The sequence below is a fragment of the Vibrio sp. 2433-A1 genome (genome assembly GCF_056726085.1).
Map to the genome: position 1 here is coordinate 1 of NZ_JBRESC010000028.1, position 14,902 is coordinate 14,902.

The window sequence follows — 14,902 nt, forward strand, 5'->3', positions numbered from 1 at the left end:
TAATGCCGATCAGTTAAGAAAAATTTTTGAGATCATTTGACCGATCCTCAAAAGGCTTCAAAATCCGATATTAGGAAACTAATATCGGATTTTTCATGTCTTTAGAAAGCCAACTTGCGAATACTTTTCGCTCATGCAATACCTTCCATCACTTTGACAAATACTCTGAGATCCTTAGTCCAGAGCTTATCCAGCAAGGTTTTGAAAAAGCTGGTGTAGCAACAGTGAGAAGAAGACGCTTACCCTTGGAAGCAGTACTTTGGTCCGTTGTAGGAATGAGTCTTTTTCGGCAACAATCTGTTTGGGATATCGCTAACCAACTTGATATTGTCCTACCAGACAAACAGCGCTTTGTTGCGCCAAGTGCTGTTGTCCAAGCGAGGCAGAGATTAGGCGAAGAAGGTGTTAAACAAGTCTTTAAGACGATGGCGGCTCAGAGTTATCAATCTTCTAAGTTTGAAACTTGGTGTGGACTCAATCTTCTATCTGTCGATGGTGTCGTTTGGAGAACGGCAGATACACCTGAAAATCATCAAGAGTTTAAAGCACAGCGTAATCAGTCATCTGAAAATATTTACCCTAAGATACGCATGGTTTGCTTGATGGAGCTTACAAGTCATCAGCTCATCGATAGTGCATTCTCTGACTATCGAACCAACGAAATGCGGCTTGCAGAAGAACTCATAGAACAAACGCCAGACCATTCTCTGACTATTTTTGACAAAGGATATTACTCTCTGGGACTGCTTAACCGATGGAACAAAGTCGGCCAAGAGAGGCATTGGATGCTCCCTGTGAGAAAAGACTTCCAGTATGAAGTCGTTCATAGGTACAGCAAGAGTGATGCAATCGTTGCGATTAAAACAACACCTCAGGCAAGAAAGAAGTTTAGTGAACTTCCTGATGTAGTTGAAGCAAGGTTAGTCTCAAAAATCATTAAAGGTAAGGAGTATCAGGTGCTTACATCAATGCGTGATGGGTTACGTTTTCCTGGCGAAGAAATCGTAGAGCTCTATCGTTATCGCTGGGAAATCGAATTAGGCTATCGGGAAATGAAGCAGACCTTACTTGACAGTGAGTATACATTGCGAAGCAAGCGTCCAGATATGGTTAAGCAGGAGCTCTGGGGTATTTTACTCGCCTATAACCTTATCAGGCAGGTTATGACAAAAGCGGCAAGTAGGTTAGATAGCGTCTGGCCAAATCAACTGAGCTTTACGAGTAGCGCTATGGCTGTGACGCAATACTTTGCAGCGTTGCCTTTAACAAGCCCAGGAAAGCTCCCTAAACACTATGAGGTATTACTAGAGCATGTATCCATGTTTATCTTACCGCCTCGAAGAGAAGATAGAAGTTATCCTCGATGGGTGAAGTTGAAACCCAAGAAGTACGCAACAAATAGAAAAAATGCCAGTCAGCTTAACTGACTGGCATTACTCCCGAGGGAGGCTTGGATTACAAGGAAAAGAACTCGTTACATCGCTGCTTCGAAGATTGCAGAAATCTCTTCGTGGGTTGCTTGTTTCGGGTTAGTAAAGCCACAAGCATCTTTTAGCGCGTTATCTGCTAAAGTTGGGATATCGTCTGATTTCGCACCTAGCTCCTTAATGCCAGCAGGGATGCCTACATCCTTCGCTAGGGCAACGATCGCGTCAATAGCGGCACTAGCACCTTGTTCTGCCGTCATGCCTTCTACATCTACTCCCATTGCTTTTGCAACGTCACGAAGACGCTCAGGGCAGACTTGCGCGTTGTAGCGCTGTACATGCGGTAGCAAGATTGCGTTACACACGCCGTGTGGTAGATCATAGAAACCACCTAGTTGGTGCGCCATTGCATGAACGTAACCTAGTGAAGCGTTGTTAAATGCCATACCAGCCATAAACTGAGCGTAAGCCATTTGTTCACGCGCTTCGATATCATCACCGTTTTCTACCGCTGTACGTAGATGTGATTGAATCAGTTCGATGGCTTTGATTGCCACCGCGTCAGTAATTGGCGTCGCCGCAATTGAAACATACGCTTCAATGGCGTGGGTTAGCGCATCCATACCCGTTGCAGCCGTAAGTGATGCTGGTTTTGCTAGCATTAGCTCAGGATCGTTGACAGAGATTAGCGGCGTAGTGTGTTTATCGACAATCGCCATCTTAATATGACGCTCTTCATCAGTAATAATGCAGAAGCGAGTCATTTCAGAGGCTGTACCTGCTGTGGTGTTGATTGCGATAAGCGGTAACATAGGTTTCGCCGATTGATCAACGCCTTCGTAGTCGGCAATTTGGCCGCCATTAGACGCAACCAGTGCGATACCTTTAGCACAGTCGTGTGGTGAACCGCCGCCCAAAGAAATTACAAAATCACAGTTGTTAGCTGTTAGAAGTGCTAAGCCGTCGTTAACGTTGCTGATAGTAGGGTTTGGTTGAGTGCCATCAAATACTACAGTCTCAACATCTCGCTCAGACAACAGATCTTGAACTTGTTTTACCATGCCAATTTGGCTCAAGATTTTGTCGGTTACGATAAGACCTTTTTTGAAGCCTTGAGATTGGATGCTGTCGGTAGCATCTTTAAGGCAGCCAGCGCCCATTAGGTTCACTGTAGGGATAAAGAATGCACTTGTCATTGGATAACTCCATAATTAATAACTGCATTTAGATTTGCATATATAACCCGAGCATAAAATTGATCTTAGGCAATTAAACTGCCCAAAAGTGGTATGCTAAAAATGGTTCGCGATCTGTGTCACATTAAAGGCTGTTTTACAATAAATGTGCTAAATATTAAAGAGTTAGCGCAATCGTTTACTCAACATAATTGGATAAACACGCCATAAAATAAAATCCCTATAGTGAGATGTAAGGGCAGGTATTTTGCCAGTAGCTATAAGGAGCTTAAGATAGACTATCGATTTTCTGAATCAATCGACTCTTGGTCTGATTCTAGTACTAACTCTTCTTGCAGTTCTTCTTCAATAGCATCTTCACGTTCATCGGACGCATAGTGTTTAACAACAAATGGTGTCAACATGACACTGGATGGAAAAAAGCGTTTCATATCATTATCTCCTAGAACAGAGGGTACGTAATGATTGTGTCTCGCTAGTTAATGGCCATTATTGTCTTAGGTCATACAATCGCCGAACAACAGCGAATGCACGCTATTTATGAGCTTGGTGTCACATCAACTGAATGTGCTCAAATGGGTATAGCCACTAAAGCCCTAATTCTTTATCCCAGTATGGCGTATCTGTACCAAGTTTATCGTCTAAGAAATCGATGAATGCTCTAACCTTAAGCGGCATATGTTTTCGCGCTGAATAAACGGCATACACAGCGTGCTGAGGTAAGGAGTAGTCGGGTAGAACGATTTTTAGATTGCCCGCAGCTAGCTCTTTTCCAACGATGAAAGTTGGCAGTTTCGCCACACCACCGTGGTTAAGTAATGTCTTTCTAATCACTTCACTATTGTTAACAGATAAACGTCCTTTCGGAATCACTTTGTGTTCTTGGCCTCCGTTAGTGAAGGTCCATTCTGTGCCGCCTCGGTAATAGGTATAAAGTAAACAATTATGATCAGAAAGATCAGAGGGTTTGCTAGGCGTACCATGTGTGTCTAAATAGTATTGTGTTGCGCATAACACGCTTAGGCAAGGAGCCAGCCTCTTGGCAATTAAGTTCGATTCCGGTAAGTGTCCAATTCGAATTCCCAAATCAAATCCTTCTTCCACCAGGTCGACCATTCGGTCCTCAAGTTGCAGATCGATTTCGATTTCTGGATATAAGGATAAGAACTCGGCAATCAAAGGAGAGACATGCAAAACACCAAATGTCATTGGTGTCGTGATTTTCAGTTTTCCACGCGGTGTCCCTTGTAGCTCTGACACGGCATCAATCCCTTGCTGAGCCAAGCTTAAAGATTGCACAACGTAGTCGTAGTAACGTTGCCCGGCTTCAGTCAAACTGATTTTTCGAGTGGTACGATTGAGTAGCCGGATACCAAGTTCATCTTCCAGTTGAGTAATTCGTTTACTGACTGCTGATTTAGTGATATTGAGTTTTCTCGCTGCGACAGAGAAACTGCCGTTTTCGACAACGGAAACGAAGACTGGAATAGCGGAGAAAGCTTGCATAGTTGATATATAGTGAACAATGAGTTTCTGTATTAATAGATTATCATCTAAAAGAAAACAATCTACACTAAGCGCGTATTTTTGAGGAGATAAGAATGAAATACGATTGGATCTTGTTTGACGCCGATGAAACCTTGTTTCACTTTGATGCTTTTAAAGGCATGCAACTGATGTTTTCGCGCAAGGGAGTGGACTTTACCGAGCAAGACTTTAACCACTATCAGACCGTTAACAAGCCTTTATGGGTGGATTACCAAAATGGAACGATAACCGCGCATGAACTGAAACATACTCGCTTTCAAGAGTGGGCTGATAGACTGGAAACGACCACTTCAGAGCTAAACAGTGCGTTTCTTGAAGCGATGGCCGATATTTGTACTTTGTTGCCAGGGGCGAAAGAGCTGATGGATAGCCTGCACGGCAAGGCAAAGATGGGCATCATCACGAATGGCTTTACTGAGTTACAGGCAATTCGACTTGAGCGAACGGGTATGAGCCAATACTTTGAGCATGTCATCATTTCAGAAGAAGTCGGTGTTGCCAAGCCTGACCTAGCTATCTTTAGTCATGCTTTAGAAAAGATGGGAATGCCATGTAAGAGTAAAATTCTTATGGTTGGTGATAACCAGCATTCGGATATTTTAGGCGGGATCAACTTTGGGATAGAAACCTGTTGGTTAAACCATGCGGGAGACGAGCAGGATTCATCAATCTCACCAAGCTACACAGTAAACTCACTGCATGAACTGAAAAATATTCTACTTGCTTAATCGCATAGTGATCCAAATAGTGTGCTTGTTGGTATGAAGCAACAGGTTCTGTAAATAGGAGCGTTGCTCATGTCGATACTTGGAAAAATTGTAGATTTAGATGCGAGTCATGGATATGGCTTTATCGAAGAAGAGAACCAAAGTGCTAAAATCTTCTTTCACGTTAGGGATTTGGAAAAGTCACAGATAAAGCCGCATGTGAATGAACTTGTAGAGTTCGATGTTGAATCTGACCTGAGCGGCTGCCTTCTTGCCTTAAATATTTCGCCATCAATTAGCAAGTAGTGTGTTAGGCGTCTGGAGCGTGCTGTTTTAAGTAGTGCTCCAGATTTTTAGTTTTGGTCGTCTCAAACTTCTCATCCAAAATCGTCAGCTTGTTAATTCTATCGATACGAAAGTGGCGATAATCATCTCTTAATTCACACCAAGCAACCAAGGTCCACACTTTGCCCCAAAATATTTGGCCTAATGGTTGTAAGCAACGTTTTGTTTCAGCGCCTTGATAATCTGAATAATGTATTTCAATCTTTAGCTTGTCATCAGTCGCGTGGCGTAACATCTTGCCTCTTCTTGCTGTTTCAGAGGCGGTGTGAATTTCTGGTACAAAAATCGGGAAGCTCTCGACCTGTTGCTTGAGTTTATCCGGCAACACTGAAAGGATCTTGGCAGAGGCTAACTGAGAGGCTTGAGCCAACTCATCATCAGACCATGCACGAACCATGCGCATTCCTAGCTCTAGAGCTAGCATCTCTTTGTCGGTAAACATCAGTGGTGGAAGGTGAGAGCCATCTTGCAGCATATAGCCTATGCCAGCTTCTCCTTGAATCGGAAGCCCTGAGCCGATTAGTGACTGGATATCGCGATAGATGGTGCGTTCACTCACTTCCATACGTTCAGCGAGTTGGGCGGCGGTGACCGCATATCGCTTTGAGCGTAGTAGGGTCAAAAGTTCAAAGAGACGTTCAGACTTACTCACGCAGATTCCTTTCTCTGTGACAAAAAGAGGCCGAGTTCGGCCTCTTTCCAATTAGTATTAGCGGTATTTCGCAGCTAAATCACTCATCATGATGGTTTGATGTTGCATGATGACACTTTCAGGGTCAATAAGAGCCATCAATGGTGCACACTCTTTACTCGACATAAATTGCTCGCCAGCCGCTTTAGCATTGCCCATTGAGTCCCAATAAACAACATCTGTCCAAGTCTCACTCTCTTGCTCGAAACTTAATGAGCGATATTCAAAACCATTTAACGATGAGACAAATTTCTGGCTTTTTTCAATGGCAGTAATCAGTTGCTCGTTGGTTACGTCTTGTTGCAATTTGAAGCGGACAATTTCAATAACACTTTTCATCATATTTCCTTATTTATCTGGAGTTGTGGGGTGTTGCTTAACGTCGCAATAAGAATATTCAAAGTGACTGTCAGAATGTGTCAGTAGTGTTAAAGGTCAAAAAATAGACAAAAAATACCTATCATTATGCGCGTGGTAGAATATGTGTGCTATAGGTATTGTAAAACATACAAAATTAATGACTTGCAAGAGTCAGCTGCTAGGTAAGGAAACCAACATGTCTATACAGGGCACAATAGCGCACTGGGACCCAAACAAGGGTTACGGTTATATTTCTGTAGAAAATCAAGACACACAAATTGTCTTTCATATTAGTGATTTAGCGAATGCTTCTCAGACACCCTGTGTCAGTGAGCCGGTCGTGTTTCGTTTAGATTCTGACAGTAGTGGTGGGATGAGAGCGGTTCAAGTAGAAAGACCGATAGTGTTTAATTTTTCCCTCGCAATCGCCGTGTGGTTCTTTAGTGCTTTGCTTGGTAGTGTTGTGTTACTTGATTTTCCGGTTATGGCATGTGTTCTATATTTTGCTGTCAGTACGGTCACGTATGTGGTGTACGCTTTTGATAGGCATGCGTTAATGACAGGAGGATGGAGGATTCCTGAAGTCTCTTTCCATCTATTGAATTTATTTGGTGGCTGGATTGGCGCGTTATTCGCTCAGTCCTTCATGCACCACAAATATAACGACTTAGGGTTTAAGTTCTTGTTTTGGTCTACGGTTGTCATGAATATTATGTTCTTTTGCTGGAGTTTGACCAATGAGGGAGCGCTCTTCTTGCAAGAGGTGCTTTATAGTCTCCGTACTTAGAATCATCATTGCAAACAACAAAGGGCTCATTTGAGCCCTTTGTTGTTTGCGTTACCGCTTGTTGTTTTATGGACGCTTACCTGCTGCTAGGCGACGTTCGATATCTGCCACCACTTCAGGGAAGTCTGCGATCGTATCGATAAGGTAGTGCGGCGAGCTCTTGAGCAATTTTGCACGCGCTTTTTCACGAGCGGCATTAAGTGTTGCTTCGTCCGCGGCTTGGTATTCTTCAAACGTCAGACCTGCTTCGTTACCAGAAAGCAGCAAGCCAACGGTCCACATACCGGCGTTATGACCTTCATCGATGCCCGGTGCGGCGTCATCCACTTTGATACACGCATTAACGTCGGTAACATTCAGCTCAATCACGTTTTTCAGTGCCATAAATGGTGCAGGGCGACCACCTTGAGGTAGGTCATCCGTTGCTACTACGTAATCCGGTTTGTAGCCGTAATCCGCAGCCACCGGAATCAATACGTCCATCACTTCGCGAGGGTAACCAGAACAAGAACCGATCTTGATGCCTTTGTCTTTCAGACCGTTCACAACTTCAATCGCATTAAGGATTGGGTCTGCATGGTCAGCCACTTTTGCTTTTTGTAGAGGCATGAATGCTGCGTAGATAGCGTCGATGTCTTCGCTGGTCATTGAGCGACCAAACTTCTCATTCCAACGCTTATCAACCGCAGGGATGCGACCCACAGCTTGAATGTGATCCCACTTACCAAGCCCCATTGGTTCGCGCGCTTCTTCAAGGTCGATATCGAAATCAAAGCCTTGTTTGAACGCTTCCACAAAGATACTGGTCGGTGCAAAAGAGCCGAAATCGACGATAGTGCCAGCCCAGTCAAAGATCACTGCTTGAATTGGTGAGTTGCTCATGTTCAATCCTTTTTCTTGCTTGCCAGAGCGCTTGCCTACACGTTGGAACCGCGCTCTGGGTAAATTGGTTTTTGTTGAGGTTAGAAGTAGTTAAAGTCTTTACACACTTTGGCGATCGCTTCTTCGAAAATTGCCAACGCTTCTGTTAGTTGTTCGCGGGTGATGATCAGCGGTGGGCTGAGTTGAATCACATTGCCTTGCGATACCTTGAAACTCACTCCGTTGTTGAGGCATTGGTAAAGCACAGCTTCCGCTTCGTCATACGCGCGTGCTTTGCTCTCGTGGTCGGTGACCAGTTCAATACCCCACAACATGCCGATGCCACGAACATCACCAATCACTGGGAACTTGGCTTTCATCTCTAGCAGCTTTTCACGCATGAACTGGCTGTCGGCTTTGGCTTTATCTAGCAAGCCGTCTTGCTCAATGGCTTCCATGGTTGCCAGTGCTGCAGCACAACCGATAGGGCTTTTCTCATGAGTGTAGTGACCCATGGAGATTTGCTCGGCGGTGTTGTATTTGCCTTTGGTTACCATGGCTGCGATAGGCACTAAGCCTCCGCCCAAACCTTTACCAATGCAGAGCATATCTGGCTCGATGTCGTAGGCTTGGTAGGTAAACCATTCACCGCTGCGACCCATGCCGTTAGGGATGTCGTCGATGATCAGCATGACATTGTGTTTGTCGCAGATTTCACGGATGCGTTTCCAGTAGGCTTTGCTCGGCACTTGTACGTCGGTATTACGAACTGCTTCTGCGATAAACGCGCCCACGCCGCCTTCTTTCTCAATCACGTATTCAAGGTAGTCGGCATAATGCACATCGCTACCGTCGGCAACTGGGAAAGCACCACGGTAAGACACTGCTGGTGGAATGCGTTCAACACCTGCCATTAATGGTCCCATGCCTTGGCGGAAACACGCTTCGCCACCTACTGAAATGGCATCCAATGATGCGCCGTGGAAGGAATCCCACAGAGACACCACCTTGTAGTTGCCCGTGATGTGGCGCGCTAGTTTAAGCGCCATGCCAACCGCAGATGTGCCACCCGGAGCAAACAACACGCGGTTCAATTCGCCGCCGCAGATTTGGGTGAGTTTTTCGGCACATTCAATCGCAGTTTCGTTGGTAAAACGACGTGGTGAAAACGGCAGTTTGGCAATTTGCTCTTGCACACGTTTAATCACATGCGGATGACCATAGCCCAACTGGTGGACGTTATTCCCATGGAAGTCCATGTACTTTTTGCCGGTAGCATCTTGGATGTAGATGCCTTCTGCTGCTTCCAAGGTATCTAAGCAAGGCGTTGACATGGCTTGATGAAGAAAGACCTCCGAATCACGCTTCAATAATGCTTGCGTGCGTTCGTCGTCCATCGATGCATTCCAAGCTTGGCGCGCTGGTGTCGTGTTGACATCGCCTTCGCTGCGGAAATGGGTCGGTTTGATATTCTGAGTCATAACGCTCTCTCAATCAGAAGGCTGCTTTACGCAATTTGCCAGTACATGGCTTTTTCAATCGCACCGATTAAGCGCTCGATATCTGCTGGGTAAACTTCGCCAATGTTGCCGATACGGAAGCAATCTGCGTTCGACACCTTACCCGGATAAATCACGAAGCCTTGCTCTTTCAAACGTGTGTAGAACGCTTTGAATTGGTAATCACTGTGCGTTGGAGAGTAGAAAGAAGTGATGATTGGCGAGTGAAGGTCATCACTCAGTAGCGGCTCGAAACCCAGAGAACGCATACCTGCAACCAGTGTTTTCTGGTTAGTTTGGTAACGGTGATGACGAGCCTCAATGCCGCCTTCTTGTTCCAGCTCTAGTAATGCTTGGTAGAAAGCGCGAACCGTGTGTGTTGGAGACGTAAAACGCCATTTGCCGTGGTTCACTTCCATGCAATGCCATTGGTCGTAAAGATCAAGGCTCAAAGAACGTGCCTGACCTTGGCACTTTTCTAGCTCAGTTTGTTTCGCAATCACAAAGCCAAAACCCGGCACGCCTTGAATACATTTGTTTGCAGAGCTGATCATAAAATCGATGCCTAGCTCTGCGATATCGATAGGAATGCCACCAAAGCTCGACATGGCATCGAGAATCACGACTTTACCGTGTGCTTTTGCCGCAGAAGCAAATGCCTCAATTGGGTTAAGCATGCCAGTGGTTGTCTCACAGTGAACAATTGCCACGTGTGTGATAGCAGGATCCGATGCCAATGCAGTTTCCACCTCGTTCAAGTGTGGCTGTGATGTTTCGCCAGGGGAAACTACATGGCATGGAATATTTAGGCAATCAGCGATCTGAGCGATACGCGCACCGTAAGCACCGTTGTCGACAACCAACAACTTTCCATCTTTGCCAATGGCGCTGCCAATCGTCGCTTCTACTGATGCGGTGCCGCTACCTTGCATCAGTACGCTGGTGTAGCCGTCTTGTTGAGTCGCCAGTTTTACAAGCTTAGTGCGGATCACCTCTACAATGTCTTTGTTGTATTCATCATCCCAAGTACACCAGTCTTTAAGCATGGCTTCACGTACCGTTTCAGAAGTAGATAGAGGACCTGGAGTCAGTAGTAGGTATTCGTTTTTCATCTCGATTTCCATCAGAATAGGCTGGTTGGTCTACACCAAATTTCGAGTTCACTCTAGCGAGGAAGAAAAGGGCAGTAAATAGGCGAATATCCAATTTCATAAAACTTTAATATCCAGAAAATGGCGGATCAATTGAACGATTATTCATCGCAAATTTTCGTAAAACTGCCATTTAATGGTCATGATTTCGTCACAAAGGCTCAGTAGGGTGGTTATCGTCAACTGGTACAGACCAAATGAAAACTTAGCCAAATTAACTGGAGAAAATGATGAAAAACCGTTTGATGAAAGGATCGCTGGCTGCACTTGTCTCTCTGCTAGCTACGAATGCAATGGCAGCACAGGAAGTCACGGTTTACACCGCTTTCGAAACTGATATTCTTGCGAAATACAAGTCTGCGTTTGAGAAAGATAACCCAGATATCAAGATTAAGTGGGTTCGCGATTCAACCGGTATCATGACGGCGAAGTTGCTGGCAGAAAAGAACAACCCTCAAGCGGAAGTGGTTTGGGGTCTTGCTGGCTCGTCAATGGCACTGCTTAAAGATGAAGGTCTTCTTAAGCCTTACACACCAAAAGGTTTGGAAGAGCTGCACGCGAACCTAAACGACCCTCAATCAAACCAAGCTTGGTTCGGTAACGATGCGTTCTTTAACGCAGTTTGTTTTAACGAAGCGGTAGCGAAACAACTTAACCTACCGAAACCAACGTCTTGGGAAGACCTAACAAAGCCGGTTTACAAAGGTCACATTGCAATGCCGAACCCAGCGTCTTCAGGCACTGGCTACATGCAAGTTTCTGCTTGGCTACAAAACATGGGTGAAGATCAGGCATGGAATTACATGCGTGACTTAGACAAGAACATTGCACACTACACGCACTCTGGCTCTAAGCCATGTGTTCAAGCGGGTATGGGTGAAGTAGCCATCGGTATTTCGATGGCAAGCCGCGGCGCGAAGCTGAAAACACAAGGCGCACCACTAGCGGTTATCACACCAAAAGGCATCGGCTGGGAATCAGAAGCAGTCGGTCTAGTAAAAGAGTCTGATGCAGCGAAGCGCGTTGTCGACTGGTCAATCTCTAAAGCAGCAAACGAGCTTTACGTAGAAATGTACCCAGTGGTTGCACATAAAGAAGTGAAAGCTAAGGTTTCTAACTTCCCGAACGTTCAAGAGAACATGGCGAAGATGGACTTCGCGCAAATGGGCAGCAAGCGTGCAGAGATCCTAGCGGCATGGTCTGAGAAGTTCGATGCGAAATCAGAGCCAAAATCTTAATTGAATTTGCTTTGTGTTGAATATTGAAATCCACCTCGGCTGAGGTGGATTTTTTGTTTTCGAAATAACCTCATTATTGAAGCCTTGTCATTCTCGAGAGTGACGAAGGAGCGAGATGGGAATCTCTCATTACCACTTGGACAAACCTCACCGTCCTTCATCTATTTGTCATCTTCTGGCTATAAATTTGTCATTGGAACGTAACACTCCAAAACTAAGGTTGGTATATACCATTTGGAGCGTGTGTTATGTCAACTAACCAACATTACCTAAATATCGAAAATGTAGTGAAGCAATTCGGACAGTTCACTGCATTAAAGAAAATCTCGTTAGCGATTGAAAAGGGCGAGTTCGTTTGTTTTCTTGGTCCTTCTGGCTGCGGTAAAACCACTCTGCTACGTGCCATTGCAGGTTTAGACCTACCAACATCTGGTGCAATCTTTCAAAACGGTCAAGAGACCACATTCCTGCCACCAGAGAAGCGCGATTTCGGCATTGTATTCCAATCTTACGCGCTGTTTCCGAACCTAACTGTGCAAGAGAACATTGCGGTGGGTTTGAAGAACCAAGGTATGTCGACCAAAGAAGCGTTAGAGAAGGTGGACTACTGGCTAGAAACCATTGGTCTTCCAACCTCTGGCGAGAAATTTCCTAACCAACTTTCTGGTGGTCAGCAGCAGCGTGTTGCTTTGGCTCGTGCATTGGCGTTGTCACCGGGTCTACTGTTACTTGATGAGCCGCTGTCAGCGCTAGATGCAAAAGTACGTGTTCACTTACGTGACGAGATTTGTAAGCTGCAACGTAAGCTTGGCATCACCACCATCATGGTTACGCACGATCAGGACGAAGCGTTGTCGATGGCGGATCGTATTGTGGTAATGAACCATGGTGTGATTGAGCAAGTCGGTACACCTCAAGAGATCTACCAACAACCAGCAACGCGCTTTGTTGCTGAGTTTGTCGGCAGCATGAACTTTATTGAAACCTCAGTCGCAACAGACTCCCAAGTGCGCATTGCTGAAACCCTGATGCCAACGCCCAGCTTGACCAATCGTAAGATCCAACGTGGTGATCGCTTCGACCTTGCGGTGCGTCCTGAAAGCATCAAGTTCGTTGAAAACTACACCAACTCTTTACCAGTGCGAGTTACGGCTACCGAGTTTTTGGGGGCGTTTTTCCGCATTGATTGCGTATTGCAAAACGACAGCTCAACGAAAACCATCGTCGTGGATGTGCCTGTGGAAACGGTTCAAAAACTCAATATCAAGGCGGGCGATGTACGTTACATCCAGTTTGCTGAAGAAGGGCTGCATGGTTACGCCGTGCCCTCGGTTGATAAAGCGCTAGCGGCGTAGGTGTAAACATGGATACGAAGACAATGACGATGAATAGCCTGACCACACAAGACAAAGCAAAATCACTACTCGGACGTGTCAGCCGCGACAACCTTGTGTTATTTGGTTTTCTTGCTGGCTTGTCGACCATGATGGTGCTGTTCATCTTAATGCCGCTTTGGGCAATGTTGACCAAGAGTGTGCAAAATGCCAATGGCGAATTTGTCGGATTGGCAAACTTTGCGACATACTTTTCTTCTTCAAGCTTGTGGGTGTCGGTGGGCAACACTTTTACTTTGGGCGTGATAGTGACCTCGGTAGTGGGTGTGCTTGCGTTTGGTTATGCCTATGCGCTGACTCGTTCATGCATGCCGTTTAAAGGTTTGTTTCAAATCCTAGGTACCGCGCCGATCCTTGCGCCTTCGTTGTTGCCGGCGATCAGTTTGATCTTCCTTTTTGGTAATCAAGGCATTGCCAAAGAGATGCTGTTAGGAAACTCGGTTTACGGCGTGATTGGTATCTCGATGGGTTTGATTTTCTGGACCTTTCCTCATGCATTGATGATTTTGACCACTTCGCTGCGCATTTCAGATGCCCGCTTGTATGAAGCAGCTCGCGCACTTAAAACCTCACCCATCAAAACCTTCTTTATGGTGACGTTACCTGCGGCGAAATACGGTTTGATCAGTACGCTTATCGTCGTTTTTACGTTAGTTATCACTGACTTTGGTGTGCCGAAAGTGATTGGTGGAAGCTACAACGTTCTGGCGACTGACATCTTCAAGCAAGTTGTGGGACAGCAAAACTTTGCCATGGGGGCGGTGACCAGCATTATGCTTCTATTCCCTGCGGTAATGGCGTTCGGCGCAGACCGCTGGGTACAGAAAAAGCAAAAGAGCTTATTTGACACTCGCTCGGTGCCTTATCAGCCAGAACCTAACAAAGCGCGCGACAGCATTTGTTTGCTTTACTGCAGCATCATTTCTATCGCAGTGTTGGCAGTGCTTGGCATGGCGGTGTATGGCTCGTTAGTTACGTTCTGGCCTTGGAACAAAGCGTTGACGCTAAACAACTACAACTTTGCTGAAATGAGCACTTACGGTTGGAGTCCATTCTTCAACTCGCTAACGCTGGCAGGTTGGACGGCAGTTATTGGTACAGCCATCATCTTTGTCGGTGCTTACTGCATTGAGAAAGGGCGTGCGTTTGGTCCAATTCGCCAAGTGATGCAAATGCTCAGCGTGGTGCCAATGGCAGTTCCGGGTATGGTGCTTGGCTTGGGTTACATCTTTTACTTCAATGATGCGAACAATCCTCTGAACGTGCTTTATGGCACCATGGCATTCTTGGTAATTAACACGGTAGTGCATTACTACACAGTGGGTCACATGACCGCCCTGACAGCGCTAAAGCAGTTGCCATCGGAGATTGAAGCCACGGCGGCATCGGTGAAGCTTCCTCAATACAAGTTGTTCTTTAAAGTGACATTACCTGTTTGTTTACCTGCGATTTTGGACATTGCGACTTACTTGTTTGTTAATGCATTGACCACCACTTCTGCGGTAGTATTCCTTTACTCAACCGATACGATTCCGGCTTCGGTCTCGATTCTGAATATGGACGATGCTGGTCAAACTGGCGCTGCAGCGGCAATGGCTGTGATGATCATGATGGCTGCCGCAATTGCGAAGATTGTTCAGATGACTTTGGGTAAATTGTTAGAAAATCGCACACAAGCTTGGCGCAAAAGATAAGGAC

The 14,902-nt window shown here is 45.7% G+C and carries 15 protein-coding genes; 7 read left to right on the forward strand and 8 right to left on the reverse strand.

Annotation, left to right across the window (positions count from 1 at the left end):
* The first annotated feature begins 95 nt into the window (after positions 1-95).
* Positions 96-1,427 carry an IS4 family transposase gene (locus ACU01J_RS19640; protein ID WP_481084253.1) on the forward strand — a complete coding sequence of 444 codons (1,332 nt, stop codon included), beginning with the start codon at positions 96-98 and terminating at the stop codon, positions 1,425-1,427.
* A gap of 47 nt (positions 1,428-1,474) precedes the next feature.
* On the opposite strand, the gene yiaY is transcribed toward ACU01J_RS19640, so the two are convergent.
* From yiaY to ACU01J_RS19655, 3 genes are all read right to left on the reverse strand, one after another.
* Positions 1,475-2,623 (reverse strand): L-threonine dehydrogenase, encoded by a 1,149-nt coding sequence (gene yiaY, locus ACU01J_RS19645; protein WP_481087205.1) that lies wholly within the window; start codon positions 2,621-2,623, stop codon positions 1,475-1,477.
* A gap of 278 nt (positions 2,624-2,901) precedes the next feature.
* A complete protein-coding gene (locus ACU01J_RS19650) occupies positions 2,902-3,054 on the reverse strand; it encodes a hypothetical protein (RefSeq protein WP_481087206.1) in 153 nt (50 codons plus the stop codon).
* A 157-nt stretch (positions 3,055-3,211) separates the two neighbouring features.
* Positions 3,212-4,129, reverse strand: a complete 918-nt coding sequence (locus ACU01J_RS19655; protein ID WP_481087207.1) for a LysR family transcriptional regulator — start codon at positions 4,127-4,129, stop codon at positions 3,212-3,214.
* Between the two features lie 95 nt (positions 4,130-4,224).
* Between ACU01J_RS19655 and yjjG the strand changes: the two genes are divergently transcribed.
* Positions 4,225-4,899, forward strand: coding sequence for a pyrimidine 5'-nucleotidase (gene yjjG / locus ACU01J_RS19660; RefSeq protein ID WP_481087208.1), 675 nt, complete (start codon positions 4,225-4,227; stop codon positions 4,897-4,899).
* A gap of 69 nt (positions 4,900-4,968) precedes the next feature.
* Entirely contained in the window at positions 4,969-5,184 is a 216-nt protein-coding gene (locus tag ACU01J_RS19665) for a cold shock domain-containing protein (protein ID WP_481087209.1), read from the forward strand.
* 4 nt (positions 5,185-5,188) lie between these two features.
* Here the strand turns inward: ACU01J_RS19665 and ACU01J_RS19670 are convergent, their stop codons facing one another.
* Positions 5,189-5,875 carry a helix-turn-helix transcriptional regulator gene (locus ACU01J_RS19670; protein WP_481087210.1) on the reverse strand — a complete coding sequence of 229 codons (687 nt, stop codon included), beginning with the start codon at positions 5,873-5,875 and terminating at the stop codon, positions 5,189-5,191.
* Positions 5,876-5,932: 57 nt separating this feature from the next.
* On the reverse strand, positions 5,933-6,253 hold the full coding sequence (locus ACU01J_RS19675; RefSeq protein ID WP_481087211.1) for a hypothetical protein: 321 nt from the start codon (positions 6,251-6,253) through the stop codon (positions 5,933-5,935).
* A 217-nt stretch (positions 6,254-6,470) separates the two neighbouring features.
* Here ACU01J_RS19675 and ACU01J_RS19680 point away from each other — a divergent pair, with 217 nt between their 5' ends.
* Positions 6,471-7,061 carry a DUF1294 domain-containing protein gene (locus tag ACU01J_RS19680; protein ID WP_481087212.1) on the forward strand — a complete coding sequence of 197 codons (591 nt, stop codon included), beginning with the start codon at positions 6,471-6,473 and terminating at the stop codon, positions 7,059-7,061.
* A 66-nt stretch (positions 7,062-7,127) separates the two neighbouring features.
* Here the strand turns inward: ACU01J_RS19680 and phnX are convergent, their stop codons facing one another.
* The 3 genes from phnX to phnW form a co-directional block, all read right to left on the reverse strand.
* Positions 7,128-7,943 (reverse strand): phosphonoacetaldehyde hydrolase, encoded by an 816-nt coding sequence (gene phnX, locus ACU01J_RS19685; protein ID WP_481087213.1) that lies wholly within the window; start codon positions 7,941-7,943, stop codon positions 7,128-7,130.
* Between the two features lie 80 nt (positions 7,944-8,023).
* Positions 8,024-9,403, reverse strand: coding sequence for an aspartate aminotransferase family protein (locus ACU01J_RS19690; protein WP_047478368.1), 1,380 nt, complete (start codon positions 9,401-9,403; stop codon positions 8,024-8,026).
* Positions 9,404-9,429: 26 nt separating this feature from the next.
* Positions 9,430-10,533 (reverse strand): 2-aminoethylphosphonate--pyruvate transaminase, encoded by a 1,104-nt coding sequence (phnW, locus tag ACU01J_RS19695; protein WP_481087214.1) that lies wholly within the window; start codon positions 10,531-10,533, stop codon positions 9,430-9,432.
* A 266-nt stretch (positions 10,534-10,799) separates the two neighbouring features.
* Here phnW and ACU01J_RS19700 point away from each other — a divergent pair, with 266 nt between their 5' ends.
* From ACU01J_RS19700 to ACU01J_RS19710, 3 genes are all read left to right on the forward strand, one after another.
* Positions 10,800-11,810, forward strand: a complete 1,011-nt coding sequence (locus ACU01J_RS19700) for a putative 2-aminoethylphosphonate ABC transporter substrate-binding protein (RefSeq protein ID WP_038890633.1) — start codon at positions 10,800-10,802, stop codon at positions 11,808-11,810.
* Positions 11,811-12,058: 248 nt separating this feature from the next.
* The gene (locus tag ACU01J_RS19705; RefSeq protein WP_054866913.1) at positions 12,059-13,165 is read left to right on the forward strand and encodes a putative 2-aminoethylphosphonate ABC transporter ATP-binding protein; all 1,107 of its coding nucleotides are present in this window, start codon (positions 12,059-12,061) and stop codon (positions 13,163-13,165) included.
* Between the two features lie 8 nt (positions 13,166-13,173).
* On the forward strand, positions 13,174-14,898 hold the full coding sequence (locus tag ACU01J_RS19710) for a putative 2-aminoethylphosphonate ABC transporter permease subunit (protein WP_481087215.1): 1,725 nt from the start codon (positions 13,174-13,176) through the stop codon (positions 14,896-14,898).
* Positions 14,899-14,902: the final 4 nt, after the last annotated feature.